Source organism: Cyanobium sp. WKJ7-Wakatipu, from assembly GCF_024345355.1.
GTDB lineage: Bacteria > Cyanobacteriota > Cyanobacteriia > PCC-6307 > Cyanobiaceae > Cyanobium_A > Cyanobium_A usitatum.
The window spans coordinates 1-17,962 of sequence record NZ_JAGQAY010000036.1 but is presented as its reverse complement, the minus strand read 5'-3'; the positions used below and the strand labels follow the sequence as shown (position 1 = coordinate 17,962).

General features: G+C 62.7%; 17 protein-coding genes. 7 read left to right on the top strand and 10 right to left on the bottom strand.

The features are described from left to right. Nucleotides 1–797: 797 nt before the first annotated feature. Nucleotides 798–1,121 carry a hypothetical protein gene (locus KBY83_RS13915; RefSeq protein WP_193486176.1) on the top strand — a complete coding sequence of 108 codons (324 nt, stop codon included), beginning with the start codon at nt 798–800 and terminating at the stop codon, nt 1,119–1,121. Nucleotides 1,122–1,210: 89 nt separating this feature from the next. Here KBY83_RS13915 and KBY83_RS13910 read toward each other — a convergent pair whose 3' ends face one another. The 4 genes from KBY83_RS13910 to arsS form a co-directional block, all read right to left on the bottom strand. Continuing rightward, nucleotides 1,211–1,732: a LexA family transcriptional regulator gene (locus KBY83_RS13910; RefSeq protein WP_255020154.1), complete on the bottom strand. Its 522-nt coding sequence runs from the start codon at nt 1,730–1,732 to the stop codon at nt 1,211–1,213. A gap of 70 nt (nt 1,733–1,802) precedes the next feature. Further along, the gene (locus KBY83_RS13905; RefSeq protein ID WP_255020153.1) at nt 1,803–2,396 is read right to left on the bottom strand and encodes a hypothetical protein; all 594 of its coding nucleotides are present in this window, start codon (nt 2,394–2,396) and stop codon (nt 1,803–1,805) included. After that, a complete protein-coding gene (locus KBY83_RS13900) occupies nt 2,393–2,800 on the bottom strand; it encodes a PilZ domain-containing protein (protein WP_254941657.1) in 408 nt (135 codons plus the stop codon). The genes KBY83_RS13905 and KBY83_RS13900 overlap by 4 nt, the downstream gene beginning before the upstream one ends. A 134-nt stretch (nt 2,801–2,934) precedes the next feature. Continuing rightward, a complete protein-coding gene (gene arsS / locus KBY83_RS13895; RefSeq protein WP_255020152.1) occupies nt 2,935–3,948 on the bottom strand; it encodes an arsenosugar biosynthesis radical SAM (seleno)protein ArsS in 1,014 nt (337 codons plus the stop codon). A 52-nt stretch (nt 3,949–4,000) separates the two neighbouring features. Here arsS and KBY83_RS13890 point away from each other — a divergent pair, with 52 nt between their 5' ends. From KBY83_RS13890 to KBY83_RS13880, 3 genes are all read left to right on the top strand, one after another. Then, entirely contained in the window at nt 4,001–4,396 is a 396-nt protein-coding gene (locus KBY83_RS13890) for a Hepatitis C virus core protein (RefSeq protein ID WP_241518200.1), read from the top strand. Between the two features lie 128 nt (nt 4,397–4,524). Further along, nucleotides 4,525–6,693, top strand: a complete 2,169-nt coding sequence (locus tag KBY83_RS13885; protein ID WP_255020151.1) for a glutamine synthetase III — start codon at nt 4,525–4,527, stop codon at nt 6,691–6,693. A 73-nt stretch (nt 6,694–6,766) separates the two neighbouring features. Beyond that, nucleotides 6,767–7,033, top strand: a complete 267-nt coding sequence (locus KBY83_RS13880) for a hypothetical protein (RefSeq protein WP_315856777.1) — start codon at nt 6,767–6,769, stop codon at nt 7,031–7,033. Nucleotides 7,034–7,079: 46 nt separating this feature from the next. On the opposite strand, the gene KBY83_RS13875 is transcribed toward KBY83_RS13880, so the two are convergent. The 4 genes from KBY83_RS13875 to KBY83_RS13860 are packed head-to-tail and all read right to left on the bottom strand — an operon-like array spanning nt 7,080 to nt 9,870. Continuing rightward, complete coding sequence (locus KBY83_RS13875; RefSeq protein WP_254937307.1) at nt 7,080–7,358, bottom strand: DUF427 domain-containing protein; 279 nt, start codon at nt 7,356–7,358, stop codon at nt 7,080–7,082. A gap of 16 nt (nt 7,359–7,374) precedes the next feature. After that, a complete protein-coding gene (locus tag KBY83_RS13870) occupies nt 7,375–8,007 on the bottom strand; it encodes a M23 family metallopeptidase (RefSeq protein WP_255020149.1) in 633 nt (210 codons plus the stop codon). Between the two features lie 17 nt (nt 8,008–8,024). After that, nucleotides 8,025–8,606, bottom strand: a complete 582-nt coding sequence (locus KBY83_RS13865; RefSeq protein ID WP_255020148.1) for a DUF2808 domain-containing protein — start codon at nt 8,604–8,606, stop codon at nt 8,025–8,027. A gap of 7 nt (nt 8,607–8,613) precedes the next feature. Then, complete coding sequence (locus KBY83_RS13860; RefSeq protein WP_255020146.1) at nt 8,614–9,870, bottom strand: glutathione S-transferase family protein; 1,257 nt, start codon at nt 9,868–9,870, stop codon at nt 8,614–8,616. Between the two features lie 520 nt (nt 9,871–10,390). Here KBY83_RS13860 and KBY83_RS13855 point away from each other — a divergent pair. The 3 genes from KBY83_RS13855 to gorA all read left to right on the top strand — a co-directional run bounded on the left by KBY83_RS13855 (nt 10,391) and on the right by gorA (nt 13,790). Beyond that, nucleotides 10,391–11,863 (top strand): ammonium transporter, encoded by a 1,473-nt coding sequence (locus tag KBY83_RS13855; RefSeq protein ID WP_255020145.1) that lies wholly within the window; start codon nt 10,391–10,393, stop codon nt 11,861–11,863. Nucleotides 11,864–11,874: 11 nt separating this feature from the next. Continuing rightward, nucleotides 11,875–12,213 (top strand): P-II family nitrogen regulator, encoded by a 339-nt coding sequence (locus tag KBY83_RS13850; protein WP_255020143.1) that lies wholly within the window; start codon nt 11,875–11,877, stop codon nt 12,211–12,213. 233 nt (nt 12,214–12,446) lie between these two features. Continuing rightward, nucleotides 12,447–13,790 (top strand): glutathione-disulfide reductase, encoded by a 1,344-nt coding sequence (gene gorA, locus KBY83_RS13845; protein ID WP_255020141.1) that lies wholly within the window; start codon nt 12,447–12,449, stop codon nt 13,788–13,790. Here gorA and KBY83_RS13840 read toward each other — a convergent pair. Further along, nucleotides 13,787–16,492: a cation-transporting P-type ATPase gene (locus KBY83_RS13840; RefSeq protein ID WP_255020140.1), complete on the bottom strand. Its 2,706-nt coding sequence runs from the start codon at nt 16,490–16,492 to the stop codon at nt 13,787–13,789. The genes gorA and KBY83_RS13840 overlap by 4 nt on opposite strands. A 6-nt stretch (nt 16,493–16,498) precedes the next feature. After that, nucleotides 16,499–17,485, bottom strand: a complete 987-nt coding sequence (gene cysK / locus KBY83_RS13835) for a cysteine synthase A (protein WP_255020139.1) — start codon at nt 17,483–17,485, stop codon at nt 16,499–16,501. Nucleotides 17,486–17,962: the final 477 nt, after the last annotated feature.

The following is a 17,962-nucleotide window of genomic DNA, read 5'->3' as shown; positions in this document are numbered from 1 at the left end:
GTCTGCTTCTTGGCTGTTGTGAGCTCGTAATCCGAGAAGCCAAGCTGCTTGCCGCCCATCAACCCAGTCCTGGCCTGCGGTTACAGGCTCATTTTCGCGCAGATAGGCTGGGTTTTCCAGAGTCTCCTTAGTATCCGATTGCACATTTTCCACCAGTGTTGGCATATATTTGTCACATCGGTTCAGGTTCCTTCACAGTCATGCCAAGAATTACCGTTGAGCTCTCCGTGGAGGAGCATCGAGCTTTAAAACTTTTAACCATTCTCGAGGGCAAGAAACTTGGTGCCGTCTTAAAAGAGGCCATTAACTCCTACCTTCTACAAAAGGGTGCTCACGATCTCGAGGTCAAAGGTAAGCAGTGATTTCAGTTGGGCGTATCGGGTGTTGCCGCCACCAAAAGATCAAGTACCTCGCGATCTTCGAGCTGATTAAACGCTGCACACCACATGCCCACGGATTAGAGTTACTCCACCAGCATCAGGATTTCGAGTTGATCGCCTAGCTGGCGCAGTTGCTTGGCCGTTTCGCCATACCGCAACCTTTCCTGCCGAATTAGCGCCGATCGCGAGCTCGGGTTTCAGAGGATCGGCCACCTTTCGCACCGACCGGGTGGCCACGGGAAGCCGAAATTGCCTGCCAATGGCGACGGCTACCGGAGATCACTCCAAATCTTTTTTAGTGCATCAGTGGATCAGAACCGCCCTAAGCGCGTTGCTGGGCCAGGTTGCCGCACTGGCTGCTCGACTAGGCGCGGCGGCGTCTTTTCGGCTATTACAGGAAGACTTTGACGCTTAGCCATGCGCCGCATTGCTGCATTTCCCTGTCTTTTGGCCCTTTGTACCACTGCTTCCCTGCTTGCACCCTGCGCAGCCCAGGCAGGCCAAACAGACGCCAAGGCCGCGCCCACCAGTGGCACCGTTGAATACAGGTCGAACGTCTCTGAAGTGGACTCCTGCAATCAGGCCCAATACCGCATGCCAGCCAATGCAACCGCTACGGCCATGCGGCTCTCAACTGCCATCAAAGGTGAATACGCCACCTTCACCTGCCGGGTGAAGTGGAGCCTCTCGCCCGCCGCTCGGCCCACCTATCGCCCGATTTTGTTCTCCCCTTCAGCCTGACCCCCATGCCCCGTACGAATCAGCCATCTCCGCGCACCGTCAAGTTGCAGATCCTTGGCGCAGTGTTTGTGCCAATGGGATTGCTAGGCCTATGGCTTTATTCCAAAGGCTTCTGGTGAACGTTTAATAGCGCTTGCTCGGACTCGCGCTTGCGGCGATGGCTTCCAGAGGTGATGTACCGCATGGATCACCACGCCCCAGATCAGCAGGTCAGGATCGTCACCTTGCAGGGCAATGGCGGGACTAGTGGCATCGCTGGCCACCAGGCGCCGATGGGGAGGTGTTCCCTCCAGTCGCCGCAGCAGAAAGCGCCCCTCGTGCACGGCGACCACGATGGAGCCAGAACGGGGCCCCACACTGCGGTCGACCACTAATAGATCGCCGTGATGAATGCCCTCTCCGCGCATGGCATCGCCGTCTACCCGCATCAAAAAGGTGGAGCTCGGTCGCGGAATCAGGGCTCCATTTAGATCGATTGTTGCCTCGATGTAGTCATCGGCAGGGCTGGGAAAGCCTGCGGCCACGGTTTCGCCGGCCAGGGGCAGAAGCAGGGGCTCGAGGTCGTGATGCGCTGGCTGCAAGGGACCAAGCCAGATCAGATCGCTCGCCATGGCAATCCCCGAAGGCCGACACACTAGCGCAAAATAGTACGGCCGTACTGTCTTGCATTGTGGTCGCGGCTCAATCGCCGCAGCCCCTGCGCACCACCTCGTTGCGCAGGGCAGCTAGATCGCCTGCATCGGGGAGCTGGGGTTCAAACAGCAGGGCCCAGGCCAGGGACACATCTCCAGCTTCCAGGGCCGTTTCGATCGCTGCCAGCCAGGCAGGGGGGCTCTGGCCTAGGGAGAGGATCAGGGCCGCGGTGCGGGCCATCCGCTCGGCGTCCGCACCCACTAATTGCACTTGGGCAAAGCTGCCCTCTGCCGCCTGCTCAGGCCTCAGACGCAGCAGCACCACCTCGCCGGGGGCAATCGGGGCCAGGGGCCAGGCCAGGGGTGCGCGGAAGGGGCGCCCGGCAGGCGCAAGCTGCTGCCAAACCAGCAGGCCCTGGCGCTCGATGCGGAGCTCCAGCAGGGGTTCGACCACTACGAGCAGGGGCATGGGTGTGGGCACCAGGCCAATGGCATCCCCTTCTGTCACCGGCTCCACCCGGGGGGTCACCACGCAGACCGCTACTGGATCCACCGGCCGCTGCAGGGCCTGGGCAGAGTTGGCAAGCAGCCAGCCCAGCCCAAGGATCAGCAGCAGGGCTGGGCGAAGGTGCTGCTTGCTCAACTGAAGCTGCCGAATGCCGTGCCAGAGAGAAGATCGCCAAAACTACCCACGGGCGTGTAGCCACCGCTGCGGCGCATCAGCACTTTCAAAAAGGTGGTGTTGAAGTCGACGGTTTCAAGAAACCGCACCCCCACGTAGGAGGCTGACTCCAGCCGATCGACCCAGAGGGAGCTGGCCCGCAGCCGGATCGGATCGCCGAAGATGGGGTGTTGAATCGTGAGGGTGCCGACCAAACCAGGCACTACAGGCTCGCGGATGGGGAACAGCAGGCAGGCACCAGAGGAGCTCACATCCCAGAGGCGACCAATAAACGACATCAGATCGACATGAAAGTCGATCTGAATTGTCATGCTTATTGAGGGCACGATGTGCCTCTCCTCTTTCCTTGGGGAAGGATCCGGCATCAAGTCAAATGCAGGCGGATATTCGTAAACATCCGCGTGTGCACATCACCCAGTAATTTGTTCCCATCGTACTGAGGCGACTCGAAAAGCCAACTGGGAAGAGGCTGAAAATTTTGATCTTGGCCAGGAGGTATTCAGCCCGAGTCTCGGCTTAGGGCACCGCCGCAGCTGGAGCCCCCTCCGGCGGTGCAGCCAAAGCAATGATCCGCCACTGCCACCCCATCTCCCTGCGGATCCCAGCCCAGCAGTTCGCCAAGATGGCGCCTGGGCCGGCCAGCTGCGCTCAGTCCAAGCTGCTGGTTGAAATCGCAGTCATAAAGCCAGCCCTGCCAGTCGACACTGATCAAGGAGCGACACATGACCCGCTCGAGATTCGCGCCGCAGTGCTTGTTTTGCAACAGGGCTTGGTAGGCCTCCAGCTTTCCCTGGGCTTGGAGCCAGCTTGCAAAACGCTGGATCGGCATATTGGCAAGGGCGTAGAGGCTGGTGAACACCACCCCGAAGTCGGCGGCGAGCACCCGGCGGTAGTCGGCCTCCAGCTGGGCCTGGGGAGGGGGCAGGACCGGCCCCTGGGGGTTGTAGACGAGCTGCAGCTCGAGGCCGCTGCCTGGCTGGCCGTAGCCAAGGGCATTGAGCTGGCGTAGAGCCTCGATGCTGCGCTCAAACACGCCGCTGCCTCGCTGGCGATCGACATTTTCAGCGGCGTAGCAGGGCAGGGAGGCCACAACCGTGACGCCCTGATCCGCCAGGAAACGGGCCAAATCAGCCTGGCCGGGTTCCGACAGAATCGTGAGGTTGCAGCGATCGAGCACCTCGACGCCAAGCTGGCGGGCAGCCACCACCAGCTCCCTGAACTGGGGATGGAGCTCCGGCGCTCCACCGGTGAGGTCGAGGCAGCTCAGCTGGCGAGCCGCAAGAACATGCGGGATCAGGGCCAGGGTGGCCGGATCCATCATTTCGGTGCGGGATGGTCCAGCGTTGACGTGGCAGTGGCTGCAGGCCTGGTTACAGCGGTAGCCGAGGTTCACCTGCAGCGTTGTCAGAGGTCCCCGTTGCAGCGGCGGGAAGGCCGTTGCTGGCCCTTGGGCTGCTGTTAAGGGCGGGGCGGAATGGAGTTGCAATCCCCGTCCATTTGCGAACACCACCATCCTGCCGCCTACCCATGAACGAGCATGGTGAGTCGCTGGCACCGAGTTTGCGATGTTGCAGCAGCCCCCCCGCGGCTACGTGACCCTGGCTCGCCTGGGTTTGGTGGCCAATGGCCTGGCCATTCCCCTCGGCCTGGCGGTAATCCTGCTGGATCCCACCTGGCGCACGGCCAATCTCGTTGTGGGCGCCAGTGCCGTGCTGCCTACGGCCGTGGTGGGCCTGGTGGGCTCGATCGCCCTGCTCAAGTGGCGTGCCTGGGGACAGATCCTGGCGATCGTGGCCCTGTCTATGGCCCTGGCGGTGGGGCTGCCTTACGGAATCGTGCGCATGGCGCTGCTCAGTGAGGGGCGATTGCTCACCGCAGTGCTGTCTGGTTTGCTTTGGGCGGCTACCACTGCTGCGTTGGTGTTCTGGAGTCGTCCCAGCATTCGCCGTTACTTGATCTGAGCTGGCCGGTCTGTCTGTCGCCGTAGCCACCAGCCCTCGAACGCAGGGAGTGATTTTGTAGCAACGGCTACATAAGGGGGCGGGATTGCCGCATTGGATGCCCCCATAGGCCTTTTCAAATCGATCCCATGCCCAGCTCGCACCGTTACGCCGCCCTGCAGCAGATTCAGCGGCGACGCCCGGTGGCGACAACTGCTGCCGCCCCCTTCGATGAGCTGTGGGCTAGCGATGTATTCGGCCTTCCGGCGATGAAGGAGGCCTTGCCTGGACGCATTTTTAAGTCGATCCAGCGCACCATTCGGGAGGGCGGCAAGCTCGATTTGTCGTTGGCTAACGCCGTGGCCGACGCCATGAAGACCTGGGCTACCGGTCGTGGAGCGCTGTATTACGCCCACGTTTTTTATCCGCTCACAAACTCAACGGCCGAGAAGCACGACGGCTTCATTTCGCCCAAAAGCGATGGTCGGGTAATCACCGAATTCACCGGCAAGCTGCTGGTGCAGGGCGAGCCAGACGGCTCCTCCTTCCCCAATGGCGGCATCCGCTCCACCTTTGAGGCCCGCGGCTACACCGCTTGGGACATCACCAGCCCCGCTTACCTGATGCAGACCCCCAATGGGGTCACCCTCTGCATTCCCACCGTTTTCGTTTCCTGGACCGGTGAGGCCCTAGATAAAAAAACGCCGCTGCTGCGCTCCAACGCCTCTATGAACCGACAGGCCCAGCGCCTGCTGCGTCTACTCGGTGAAACCGACGTAGCTCCGGTGAACTCCAGCTGCGGCGCCGAGCAGGAGTATTTCCTGGTCGACAACGCCTTCGTCGCCCTGCGCCCAGACCTACTCCTCGCTGGCCGCACCCTGTTTGGCGCCCCGCCCGCCAAGGGCCAGCAATTCGACGACCACTACTTCGGCGCCATCCCCGAGCGAGTGCAGGTGTTCATGCAGGACGTGGAGCAGCAGCTCTACCGCCTAGGCGTTCCCGCCAAGACTCGCCACAACGAGGTGGCACCTGGTCAATTTGAAATTGCGCCCTACTTCGAAGCCGCCAACGTCGCTACCGACCACCAGCAGCTCACCATGACCGTGCTCAAGAGCACGGCCAAAAAGCACGGCTTCTCCTGCCTGCTGCACGAAAAGCCCTTCGCGGGGATCAACGGCTCGGGTAAGCACGTCAACTGGTCGATCGGCAACGCCACCCAGGGCAACCTGCTCGACCCCGGCCAGACCCCCCATGACAACCTGCAGTTCCTGCTGTTCTGCGCCGCCGTAATTCGCGGCGTTCACAGCTACGGACCACTGCTGCGCTCGGTGGTGGCGACCGCCGGCAACGACCACCGCCTTGGTGCCAATGAAGCTCCCCCGGCGATCATCTCGGTGTATTTGGGCAGCCAGCTCGAGGACGTGTTCAACCAGATTCGCGAGGGCAACCTGCAGAGTTCTGCCAAAGGCGGCGTCATGACCCTGGGGGTAGACACCCTGCCGGAATTCACCAAAGACCCTGGCGATCGCAACCGCACCTCACCATTTGCTTTCACAGGCAACCGCTTTGAATTCCGCGCCGTTGGCTCCAACCAATCGGTAGCCGGGCCCCTGGTGGCGATGAACACGGTGCTGGCCGATTCGATCGGCTGGATTGCCGATCGGCTGCAGAGCCAGCTTGAAAGCGGCACCGCCCTAGGAGAAGCGGCCTTCAACGTGCTCCAGCAGGTGATGCGCGAGCACGGCGCCGTCGTGTTTGGCGGCGACGGCTACTCCAGCGAATGGCATCGCCTGGCTGTCGAAGAGCGTGGCCTGGAAAACCTGCGCACCTGCGCCGATGCCTTGCCAGTGCTGCAGCGCCAGGAGGTGCGCGAGCTTTTTGAGCGCCAAGGAGTGCTCAGTGCGGTGGAGCTGGAGAGCCGCTTTGAGGTGTACGCCGAGCAGTACGTGCTGGCGATTGAAGTGGAGGCAAAGCTGGCCCTGCAGATCGCTCGCACCCAGGTATATCCAGCTGCTGTGCGCTATCTAGGCGAGCTGGGCCAGGCCCTACAGGAGCAGCAGGCGATGGGCCTGCATCCCAATCTCAAATTGCGCAATCAGTTGGGCGAACTGCTTGAGCAGCTCAACAACGGTTGCGAGAGCCTCGATCAGTCCCTACATGCCGCGCCCCACGGCACCGAAGCCCACATGCGTCACTGCGCCGACAGCCTGATGCCGCTAATCGGAGACCTGCGTTCGGCGGTGGATGGTCTGGAAGGCTTGGTCGACGACGACCTCTGGCCCCTGCCCAGCTACCAGGAGATGCTGTTCATACGTTGATGCCTGGCGGCTTAGCAACCTGCAACACCGGAAGATGTTGTGAAGGTGACAGTTTCGATCTGGCACAAGGGCCATGATTACCAGCAGAGCAGCGAAGCCAGACATGCCAGCAGTGCGCACCCAATCCCCCAGCCACGTGCGGATCTACCGCCTAGTCGATCGTCAGGGCGCCCCCCATCCGGTGCTCGACGACCTCTACGAATCCCTCGATGCCGCATGGAGCGAAGCGCTTGGCTGGTGGAACGACCACTGCGGTGGCAGCTCAGGGCCTGTGGAGATTGGCGTTGAAGTGAGTACTGCCAGCGGCGACTGGCGCACCCTGCGATTTCCTGGTTGCTGAATCCCTTGCTGCTGCCAACTCTCCCTAGTTGCGCGAGACGGCTGATTTAGGTCACCTGCACGCCCTTCCAGAAGGCCACACGGCCGCGGATGTTTGCGGCAGCCTCCTTGGGCTCTGGATAAAACCAGACCGCATTGGCGTTTACCTGGCCGTTTACCACCAGGTCGTAGTAATGAGCCGTGCCTTTCCAACCGCACACGCTGGTGTGGGTGGAGGGGCGGATGCAGTCGGGATCAAGGGCTGCGGCGGGGAAATAGGCGTTTCCGTCGACCTTGACGATGTCATCGCTGCTGGCAATCACCTGACCATTCCACTGGGCTTGCATGGGGCGTGTGGCGCAATTAAGGGCTGATTGTGGCAAGCACCGGGGGTAGGGATGGGGGCGGCAGGTGGGGTGTGGGATCCAGGGCCAGCAACTCGGCGCCCTGGCGACGCAGTTCGAAGTGCAGATGGGGACCCGTCGCCGAGCCGGTCATGCCCACCATGCCCAGGGGTTGCCCCTGCTCCAGCCAGACGCCGTTCACCACGATGGCCTCGTGCAGATGGGCATAGAGCGTCTGCCAACCCTCGCCATGGTCCAGCAGCACGGTGGTGCCGTAGCCACTGATCGACTCCACCAGCAGCACCCGTCCGGCCCGGGAGGCGAGCACCACCGTGCCCTGCGGCGCCGCCAGATCAATGCCGGTGTGCAGCCGCCAGGCCGAGCGGCGCTCCGAGTAGCGCCAGCCCCAGGGGTCCAGGCTTTCGGCGGGCTGGGCCAACGGGTAAGCCAGGGGCGGCGCCGCCGGATCCAGCCCTGGTGCCGGCAAGGCGCCTCGGGCCAGAGATCCCTCCGATCCGGGGAGCCTCACATCCGGCACTGAAACGTGGCCCGGCAGCTCCTGGGGCATCGCGGTCTGGGCCTGCAGCGACGACTGGCCCACAACCGCTGCCAAAAACATAGGCAAAAGCGCGGGCCAGCTCCGGTGGGTCATGGCTCAGGGGATCTGGCTCAGCGCCAATCGGGGTCGTAGATCCGCAGGGTGCCAAATCCCAGCGACGCTGGCGAGGGGTTGGGGCCGGCTGGGTAGGCCGACACCTGGAACATGTAGGTGTCAGAGACAGCCGGGTTGTTCCAGGGCTTGAGCACAACGGTGAGCGTGCTTCCGGGCTTAATGGGCTCAGGGAAGCTGAGGGTGAAGCGGCGCGCATCGCTATCGAACTGGGCCTGCACCGGCACGCGGGGACCCTGCTGGCGCGGCCGGCCCAAAAAAGCTGAGGTGCGATCCACAAAGAATGGAAAGCTGGTATCCACGCCGCGGGTCTGCTGAATGGTGAGGCCGCCAAGGGCCACCCCCGCCTCCGGATCGAGCGTGATCGTGAAGTAGTACTCCGCACCGGTCTGCCAGACAGTGGTGTAGTAGCTCACCAGGTCCACCTTCCAGGGAGCCTTGCTGAAGTAGGTGACGCCCCGGAGTTCAAGGGCGCCAGCGGCGGGGATCGCAAGCGGCGAAAGTGCGGGCGCCCCGGCAATGCAGCTGGCCAGGGCCCAGCCGAGCGCAACGGCGACGCGTCGAAGACGGGGCACAGGCACTAGGGCATTAAGCAGTTGGCAAAACGCTAGGAGCGGCCCGCAGGAATGGCTGGGGATCCTGATCGCGGCGATGGCCCACCGGAATCGGCGCCCCCTGGGCTGTGCCATCCGCTGGATCGAGACTGGCAGTGGCCTCCAAGGCCTGGCGCAGGCACCGAGCCGCATGCAGCGGCATATCCCGGGGCACGCTGATGCGATCGCGCAGATAGCGCAGGGCAGGGGCAGAGCCCGCCGGTGCTGGCAGGGGCTTGGCGTGGATCAGGGCCGTGAGAGCTGTGCGGAGCGGGACATCGAATTTTTCCGCTCCCAGGGGGCTGCGGCCAAGAATTGCCTCTCGGTGCTTGATCACCCGGCTGAGGGCAAAGGCTGCCGCATTGGCCGGTTCGGCCTGGCTGGTTTCCGGGTCGGGGCTGCCCAGGGGCCAGGGGCCCTTATCGATTTGAGTGGCTAGTGCTTGTTGGTTGGCGTCTCCGCTGGCGTAGCAGCCACCCATCTGGGGCGGTAGGTCGTGGGCATGGGTGTGGAAGTCGCTCTGGGTGCCGAGGTAGCTGGGGCGCTGCTCCAGCGCCTCAAACCAGCGGCCAATGGCCGGATGCTCGCTGCGCAGCAGAAAACCCTTGTAGTAGGCCAGGCTTGCTGCCATGCGCTCCACGTAGGGCACGAATACCAGATCAGCCGTGCCTAGCTCGCCAAGCAAAAAGGGCCCACTTTGCTGGCTGAGCGCCTGCTCAAATTTGCCTGCAATGCGCTGAAAAGCCGCCCTGGCAGCTTGCTCCTGGGCGGGTCGCAGCCCCGGACTGCAGAGCCATTGGCACCACGCCCGGAACAGCAATCGCTCCAACTGCCGCAGGGGCAGCACCGCCGGGTCGTTCATGCCCAGCACCAAGGGCCCGAAGGCCCCCTCGAGGGCTTCAAGAATGCGATCGCTCTCAGTGATCAGGCGGCCATCGAGCTCAAGCGCCGGCAGCATCCCCGAAGGAACTAGCCGTTTGAACCAAGCCTCCTTTTCGCCGTAGCAAAACATGGTGACCTTGCGAATCCGGTAGGGGATCCGCTTCTCTTCGAGCCAAAGCCACACCTTCTGGCAGTAGGGGCACCAGGCATGGTGGTCGCGGAAAAGAGTGACCCGCACTGCCTCCTCCGGCTGGCCAAACAGACGCAGCCGGGCCTGGGCGCTGGTGGGACCGTTGACTGGATCGGCTGGGGACGCGCCGAGGCGTTCGAGCTCTTGCCAATCGAGCACTTCCTGGCCTGTCGACGCCATGCCTATCGCTGCAGCAGCCTTGGTTCTAGGAGCTCACGGGGTGCTGGGTGGCCTATCTAAGTTTCAAGAGCGAAGTTCCATAACTGAGATCCAATGTTCGACGCCTTCACCAAGGTTGTTGCCCAGGCTGATGCCCGAGATCAATAGCCAAGGGATGGGGCCAGGCAGCTCAGCTGAAGACCTCAATAGTGAGCATCAGGGCATCAGTCACGACGGATTGCTTCACTCCGCGGCAGCCAACTAACTCGTGAACCGATCCAGCCGTGAACGGATCCAACATCAAAAAAGGGCTGAGGACCAGTCATGGAGTTGCCCAGTTGGCCCTCCAGACACTCTCTGCCGTCGATCCTCTGCGGCACATTCGGCGGCTTCTAGTCAGCGACGTCCGTCCCAAGATTGGGCTGCCAGCAAACACAGGGCGGAAGGGATCAGCGTTCTCGTGAACGGTGTCATTTGCTACCCACAGGACTGCAGCGCTGCACGATTGTGGCCGGGTGAACATTGGAGGTCACCTTCCTTCATGGCCCAAGTCCCCATCGCCGGCGGCGGTCCCACCCCGCTGGCTGTCTTCGATCGATTCCGCACCAAGGTCCTCGCCAAGGTTCAGGAGCCTGAACTGAGGCGTTACGCCGTGATCTTGCTCGCCTTCGGTGCTGGCCTGCTGCCGCTGATGGCCGGCTCCGCCAAGGCAGCCTTGGCCAAGGTCCCCACCGACGGCGCCGACACCCTGCTGATGCTCATGGGTTCAGCCCTGGTGCTGCTGATGACCCCAGGACTGGCGTTCTTCTACGGCGGCTTCACGCGCGCCAAGAACGTGCTCAACACGATGATGATGAGTTTCTTCCTGATGGGTCTCATCGGGGTGCTCTGGGTTGTGATCGGCTACAGCCTTTCCTTCGGCGTGGGTTTCAAGAGCCCGTTCATCGGCGGCCTTGAGGCAATGTGGCTGAACGGTGTTGGCGGTCCGCTGGGTGACCAGCCCCTAGCCGATGGCTTCTCCATCTCCGCCACTTCCTTTGCCCTCTTCCAGGGCATGTTCGCCATCATCACGCCGGCGCTTATTTCCGGTGCCCTGGTAGAGCGCATCAACTTCAAGGCCTGGTTCTGGTTCTGCCTGCTTTGGAGTCTGTTCATCTATTGCCCCCTAGCCCACATGGTCTGGGGTGGTGGTTATCTGGGCCCGCTAGGCCTAGGTGCCATCGACTTTGCCGGTGGCACGGTCGTCCACATTGCCTCCGGTGTGGCTGCTCTCGTCTCTGCCGCCATCGTTGGCCCCCGCACCGGTTACCCGGAGAGCGTGCGCCCGCCCCATAACGTCCCCTACATCCTGCTTGGTGCCGGTCTGCTCTGGTTCGGTTGGTTCGGCTTCAACGGAGCCAGCTACTTCGCTGCTAAAGGCGCTGGCCTCTCCTTCGTCACCACCTCGACTTCGGCTTCTGCGGCCCTGCTCACTTGGTGTCTGATTGAGTGGTTCAGAGATGGAAAGCCCACAGCTGTGGGTGCTGCCACCGGTGCTGTCGCCGGTTTGGTGGGCATAACTCCGGCTGCTGGTTTTGTTTCCGTTGGCTCTTCGCTTCTGATTGGCGTTGCGGTTGCCGCTGGTTGCTACATCGCGGTGCAGTTCTCCGGTGCCGGTGGCTCGGGTGGTAGTTCCAAGTCTGTCTTGGATGAATCGCTTGATGCATTCTCGGTCCACGGTGTGGGTGGCACCATCGGAGCCCTGCTGACAGGCCTGTTGGCGGTCAAGGAAATGGTCCCGGCTGATTACTTCCCGGTTTCCGCAAAAATTCTGGAGGAAAGCGGCAACTTTGGCCTTTTCATTGTCCAACTCAAAGCCGTATTGGTCACCTATGGATTCGTGGGAATTGGCACCACGATCATTCTTCTGATCGTCAAGGCAACGGTTGGACTACGCGTCACCCCTGAGGATGAAGAGCGCGGTCTTGACTATGTGTGCCATGGCGAAGAGGCCTACGATCCCATGACTAACTGAGGCCGACATCAATGAAAATGATCACAGCGTTGGTGCGTCCATCCAAGGTGGACGCCATCAAAACAACCCTCGTCGGCCTTGATGTCGTCGGCATGACCGTTGCCGATGTCCGCGGTTTCGGTCGCCAGAAGGGCCAGGTCGAGCGGTACCGCGGCAACGAGTTCACCGTGGACTTCCTACCTAAGTCCAAGATCGTTGTGGTGGTTTCTGACGACAAGTTGGAAGCCACCCTCACGGCCATCCTCGAGGCTGCCCGCACTGGCGAAATCGGCGACGGCAAGATCTTCGTCACGCCCGTTGAGGAAGCCATCCGCATCCGCACCGGGGAGCGCGGCGACACGGCGATCTGACCACCCTCCTGCCCGTGTCATGAGGCTTCCCCATACGGGACACCTCACCTGCCCCCCAGCTCGGGGGGCTTTTTCATTGCTGCTGATAACGCCACCAGATCCCGTGCTCACACCAGTCGCGATGGTGCGGATCAGCCAGCGCCCCTTCGTTCGTCGCAGAGCTGGGGAGCACCCTTCCGCCCAAGGGCTTCACGCCATAGCGTGAGGAGCTCCAGTCCTTCACCTCCACCCCCATGAACAGCTCCTACGACCTGATCGTGCTTGGGGCCGGCTCTGGTGGTTTGGCTGCTGCCAAACGGGCCGCAAGCTATGGCGCCAGCGTGGCGATCGTGGAGGGCGACCGGGTGGGCGGCACCTGCGTGATCCGCGGCTGCGTGCCCAAAAAGCTGCTGGTTTATGGCTCCGCTTACAAACACTTGCTTGCCGATGCAGCCTGCTATGGCTGGGAAATCGAGGGGATTCGCCGCAACCCCAGCACCCTGCTGGCCAATGTGCGCGCTGAGGTAGATCGGCTCAATCAGCTGCACCTCGGCTTTCTTGAAAAAGCGGGGGTAGAGCTGGTGCGCGGCTGGGGCTGCTTTGAAGACGCTCACACCGTTGCCGTTGGCGAGCGCCGCCTGCGGGCCGAGCGCATCTTGATTGCGGTGGGGGGGCGGCCCCAGCGGCCAGCGATTCCAGGAGCAGAGCTTGGCTGGGTGAGCGATGAGATGTTTCTGCTGGAGCAACTACCGGAGCGCCTTGTGGTGGTGGGTGCTGGCTTCATCGCCTGTGAATTCGCCTGCATCCTCAATGGCCTTGGCGTAGCAGTGACCCAGCTGGTGCGCGGCAATCATTTGCTGCGGGGCTTTGATCTTGAAGCTGCCAAAGCTGTTCAAGAGGGCATGGAGCAAGAGGGTATTGAGATTCGCTTTGCCCATAGTCCTGCAGCCATCACTGGCAGTGCCGGCGACCTCAGCGTCCACACCGAGGCAGGCGAAATCATTCCTTGCGGTGGAGTGCTGCTTGCCACCGGCAGGCGCCCTTTCCTGGAGGGCCTGCGCCTTGAGGCAGCGGCTATCGCCACTGAGGCAAATCGCATTCCAGTGGATAGCGAGCAGCGCACCAACGTGCCCCACATCTATGCAGTTGGCGATGTCACCGACCGCATCAACCTCACCCCGGTTGCCATTGATGAGGGACGCGCCTTTGCCGACACTGTCTATGGCACTAGCCCGCGCCAGGTGGACCACAGCCTGGTGGCTTGTGCGGTGTTTAGCCAGCCGGAGCTGGCCAGTGTGGGGCTCAGCGAAGAGGAGGCGATCCAGCGCCATGGCCCAGGGGGAGTGCGGGTGCATCGGGCCCGTTTCCGGCCGATGAGCCAGGCCTTGCCGGCCAGGGGGCCCAGGGTATTGCTCAAGTTGGTCGTGGAGCTGGAAAGCGGCAAGGTGCTGGGCTGCCACATGGTGGGCGAGCACAGCGCTGAAATTATCCAGATGGCAGCCATCGCCATTGGCATGGGCGCCACCAAGGCCGACTTCGATCGCACCATGGCCCTGCACCCCTCGGTTGCCGAGGAGTTTGTGACCATGCCGAACTAGGCCGTGAGCCGGCTTTTGCGCCAATCATCCGCCAGCATCACCACAAGGGGCGCCAGCAACACCATCGGTAGGGCCCGGCTGTCAATTGGCACCATCGCCGCTAGCCGCGACAGGGGCGGCCAATAGAGCAATAGCGCTGTGAAGAGGATTTCAGCTGCTATGCCAAGCCAAAGCAGGGGATTGCGGCGCCAGCCCTGCTGCACCAAGTTGACGAAGGCGGAGCGATGCTCACTGCGGCAGGCCATCGCCACACCGATTTGGCCGGCCACGATGCAGCTGAAGGCCACGCTTGAGGCCTGGTGCTGGCTGGCCACGAGCGCTGCTCCGGCCTCGCCATGGAGAAGCAGGGGGGCTGCCAGCCTGAGCTCGGCCCAACCCACACCCTGCTGCTGCCAGCTGAGCAGGTAGGCCGTCATCGACACCACGGCTTCGCTCAGGCCCAGCACCAGATAGGCGCGCAGCATCAGGGGCCGATCCAGCAGCGGCGCTGAACGGCGCCGGGGCGGTTGGCGCATCAATCCCGATTCAGGCGCCTCGGCTCCTAGCCCCAGGGCGGGTAATAAATCGGTGCCCAGATCCACCGCCAGGATCTGCAGCACGGTTAGGGCCGCCGGGATTTGCAGGGTCACCATGGCTAAAAACGGAGCCATCTCGGCCACGTTGCTAGCCAGCACGTAGGGCAGGAACTTGCGAATGTTGGCCACCACGCCTCGGCCAAAGCGCACCGCCGTGACGATCGTGGCGAAGTTGTCGTCTAGCAGCACTACATCGGCGGCCTCCCTTGCCACATCGGTGCCCACCAGGCCCATAGCTATGCCCACATCGGCCGCCCGCAAAGCCGGGGCATCATTAACTCCATCGCCAGTGACTGCAACCACTTCGCCGAGGGAGCGGTAGGCCTGCACAAGCCGCAGCTTCTGCTCCGGGGCCATCCGGGCAAACACCAGCCGGTTGCGGTATTTGAGCAGCTGGCGCAGGTGCACATCGCTGATCAGTTCGAGCTGGTCGCCCTGAATCACCCGAACCGGATCGGCCTGGGGGTGGTTGTCACCCTTGGCCGGCATATCCAGCAGGCCGATCTGGCGAGCTATGGCCTGGGCGGTGAGGCCGTAGTCGCCAGTCACCATGGTGACCTTGATCCCAGCCTGGTGACACTGGCGAATCGCCTCAGGCACCTCCGGCCGGGGCGGGTCGTAGAGCGCGATCAAGCCCAACAAGTTGAGCTTTTGCTCCAGTTGATCGGCTGGGGCTTGCTCCTCAGCGGCCTCGAGCAGGCGCTGGGCCACGGCGATGACGCGGTAGCCGCGGCATGCAAGGTCGTCGTTGGCGGCCACTGCCTGGGCTCGGCCCTCTGGGCTACAGCGCTCCAGCAGCTCCAGGGGTGCCCCTTTGGTGATCAGCTGCAGGCCGGTCTCGGTGGCCACGATCACGCTCATTCGGCGCCGATGGGAATCAAATGGCAACTCCCGGCTGCGGGGATGGCGCTGCTGATGCACGTCGAGGCCCAGCTCTCGAGCCTGGGCTGCCACCAGCAGGGCGGTTTCAGTGGGATCGCCGAGGGCTCGGCTGCCGTCACCGCTGGCTTTGAGCTGGGCGTTTGAACAAAGGCAGGCCGCCAGCAACAGCTCGGCTTCTCCACCTCGATCAATCCCTGGCTGCTCGCCTACCTGGGGCAGCCAGATCTCCTCCACCGCCATGCGATTGCAGGTGAGGGTGCCGGTTTTATCGCTGCAGATCACGCTTACCGAGCCGAGGGTCTCCACGGCTGAAAGCCTGCGCACCAGTGCTTTCTGACTGGCCATGCGCTGCACGTTGATCGCCAGGGCCAAGGTGACCGTGGGCAGCAAGCCCTCGGGCACGTTGGCAACGATGATCCCCACAAACAGAAGGCTGAGGCTGAAGGTGATCGCCCCCATCGTTAAGGCGATGGCTGTGATGGTGCGCACGATGTGGCCCACCTGCTGCTCCAAGGTGCTGATGCCCCTGGTTGTGGCGGCGGTGAGGTGGGCCACATGGCCGAATTCAGTTTCACCGCCGGTGGCGTAAACGATGGCCTCGCCGCGACCGCCGGCCACGCTGGTGCCCGCCAAAACCAGATTGGCCCGTTCCCGGGTCGGAATCAGGACAACTTTGCCTGTCGGAGGTGAGTCGATGGCATCGGCATGGCGCGCCACTGGCTGCGATTCGCCAGTGAGCACCGAGAGATCCAGGCTCAGTTCGTTGGCCTGGATCAACCGAGCATCGGCGGGCACCTGGTCTCCCTCCTCCAGCAGGATTCGGTCGCCCGGCACGAGCAGCTCGGCATCTAGCTCGGTGAGTTCACCATTACGCCACAGCCGCACCTGGCGGGGTAGGGATCGCTTCAGCGCCGTCAGGGTGCGCTCGGCTTGGTAGTCCTGCCAGAAGGAAAACAGGCCGTTGACCAGCACAACCGCCCAAATAGCCCAGCCCAGCTGGGGCGTGCCCGCTGCAAATGCCAGGGCCCCAGCCACCCAGAGCAGCAGGGCCATGAAGTGCACCAGTTGATCGACAAACCTCAGCAGCAGGGAACGGCGGCGCTGGCTTGGGAGGCGATTGGCTCCAAACCTCTCCAACCGCCGCTGGGCCTCTGAGTCGCTCAGGCCTTGGAGTGTGCACTGCAGAGCTGCCGGCACTGCCTGCGCTGGGATGCTCCAGATCGGCTGGCTAGCAGAGAGCTGCATGGCGGGTTAGCTAGATCGTGGGGCAAGCCCCTTCTCGTCAAACACCCCTTCAAACAAAACCGAACTCAAGTAGCGCTCGCCTGAGTCGGGCAGCACTACCACGATGGTTTTGCCGGCGTAGGCCTCCTCTCGGGCTAGCCGCAGGGCGGCCGTGGCTGCGGCACCACAGGAGATGCCCGCCAGGATTCCCTCTTCCTTCATCAGCCGGCGGGCCATAGCCACCGCCTCCTCGTCGCCAACGGTTTCGACCCGGTCCACCAGGTCCAGATCGAGGTTTGCGGGCACAAAGCCAGCGCCGATTCCCTGGATCTTGTGGGGACCGGGCTTGAGCTCCTGCCCTGCCTTGGCCTGGCTGATCACTGGGCTGTTGTCGGGTTCAACTGCCACCGAAACCAGCGGCTTGCCCAGGGTTCCCTTGATGTAACGGCTGACGCCAGTGATGGTGCCTCCGGTGCCCACTCCAGCCACGAGTACGTCCACCTGGCCGTCTGTGTCGGCCCAAATTTCGGGGCCGGTGGTGTCGTGGTGGATCTGGGGGTTTGCGGGATTGGAAAACTGCTGCAGAAGGACGTAGCGGTCGGGGTCGGAGGCTGCCATTTCCTTGGCAGCGCCGATGGCGCCGGGCATACCCATCCTTCCTTCAGTGAGAACGAGGTGGGCGCCGTAGGCCGTGAGCAGTTTGCGGCGCTCCAGGCTCATGGTCTCCGGCATCGTCAGGGTTAGGGGGATCCCCTTGGCGGCGGCCACGAAAGCCAGGGCGATGCCGGTATTGCCGCTGGTGGGCTCCACCAGCTCCTTGCCAGGACCCAGCAGTCCCTCCTGCTCGGCGCGCCAAATCATGGCGGCGCCGATGCGGCACTTCACCGAAAAGGCAGGGTTGCGGCCTTCAATCTTGGCCAGTACGCGGGCCTTGCATCCATCGGTGACCCGATTGAGCTGCACTAGGGGGGTTTTGCCGATGGTGAGGCTGTTGTCGGCGTAGACGCTCGTCATCCGTTTGGGGGAGCCATTCTCTTGGCGCACCCTAGGGATGCTCTGCCAAGCGAACAGCAGGAATTAGCCGGTTTTTACAGGTCTTGTGGTCAACAACATCGATCTGCAGTCGGTGAGCCAACTCGATGTCTCACGCAAGGCCTTGGGCTTGGCCCCCTGGGGTTGACCCGATTGGGGCCTGCCGCACCCCGGCATAAGCGGTACTTATGGGATTCATCAGCAGGGCTTTGGCGACTCCCGGCCGCCCTTCTCACTAATCCCGCAATCTTCCGTTACAGTCCTGTTACGCAATGTTCTTGCGCTCGACGGGATTCCGTCTGGTGGCTTGCCACCTTCCATACCCGTTCCTTTGGAACACCCTCTTCTCGTTCTCATGACAACCACTATTCAGCAGCGCCAAGGCGCTTCTGCGTGGAACCAGTTTTGCGACTGGGTCACCTCCACCAACAACCGCCTCTATGTGGGCTGGTTCGGTGT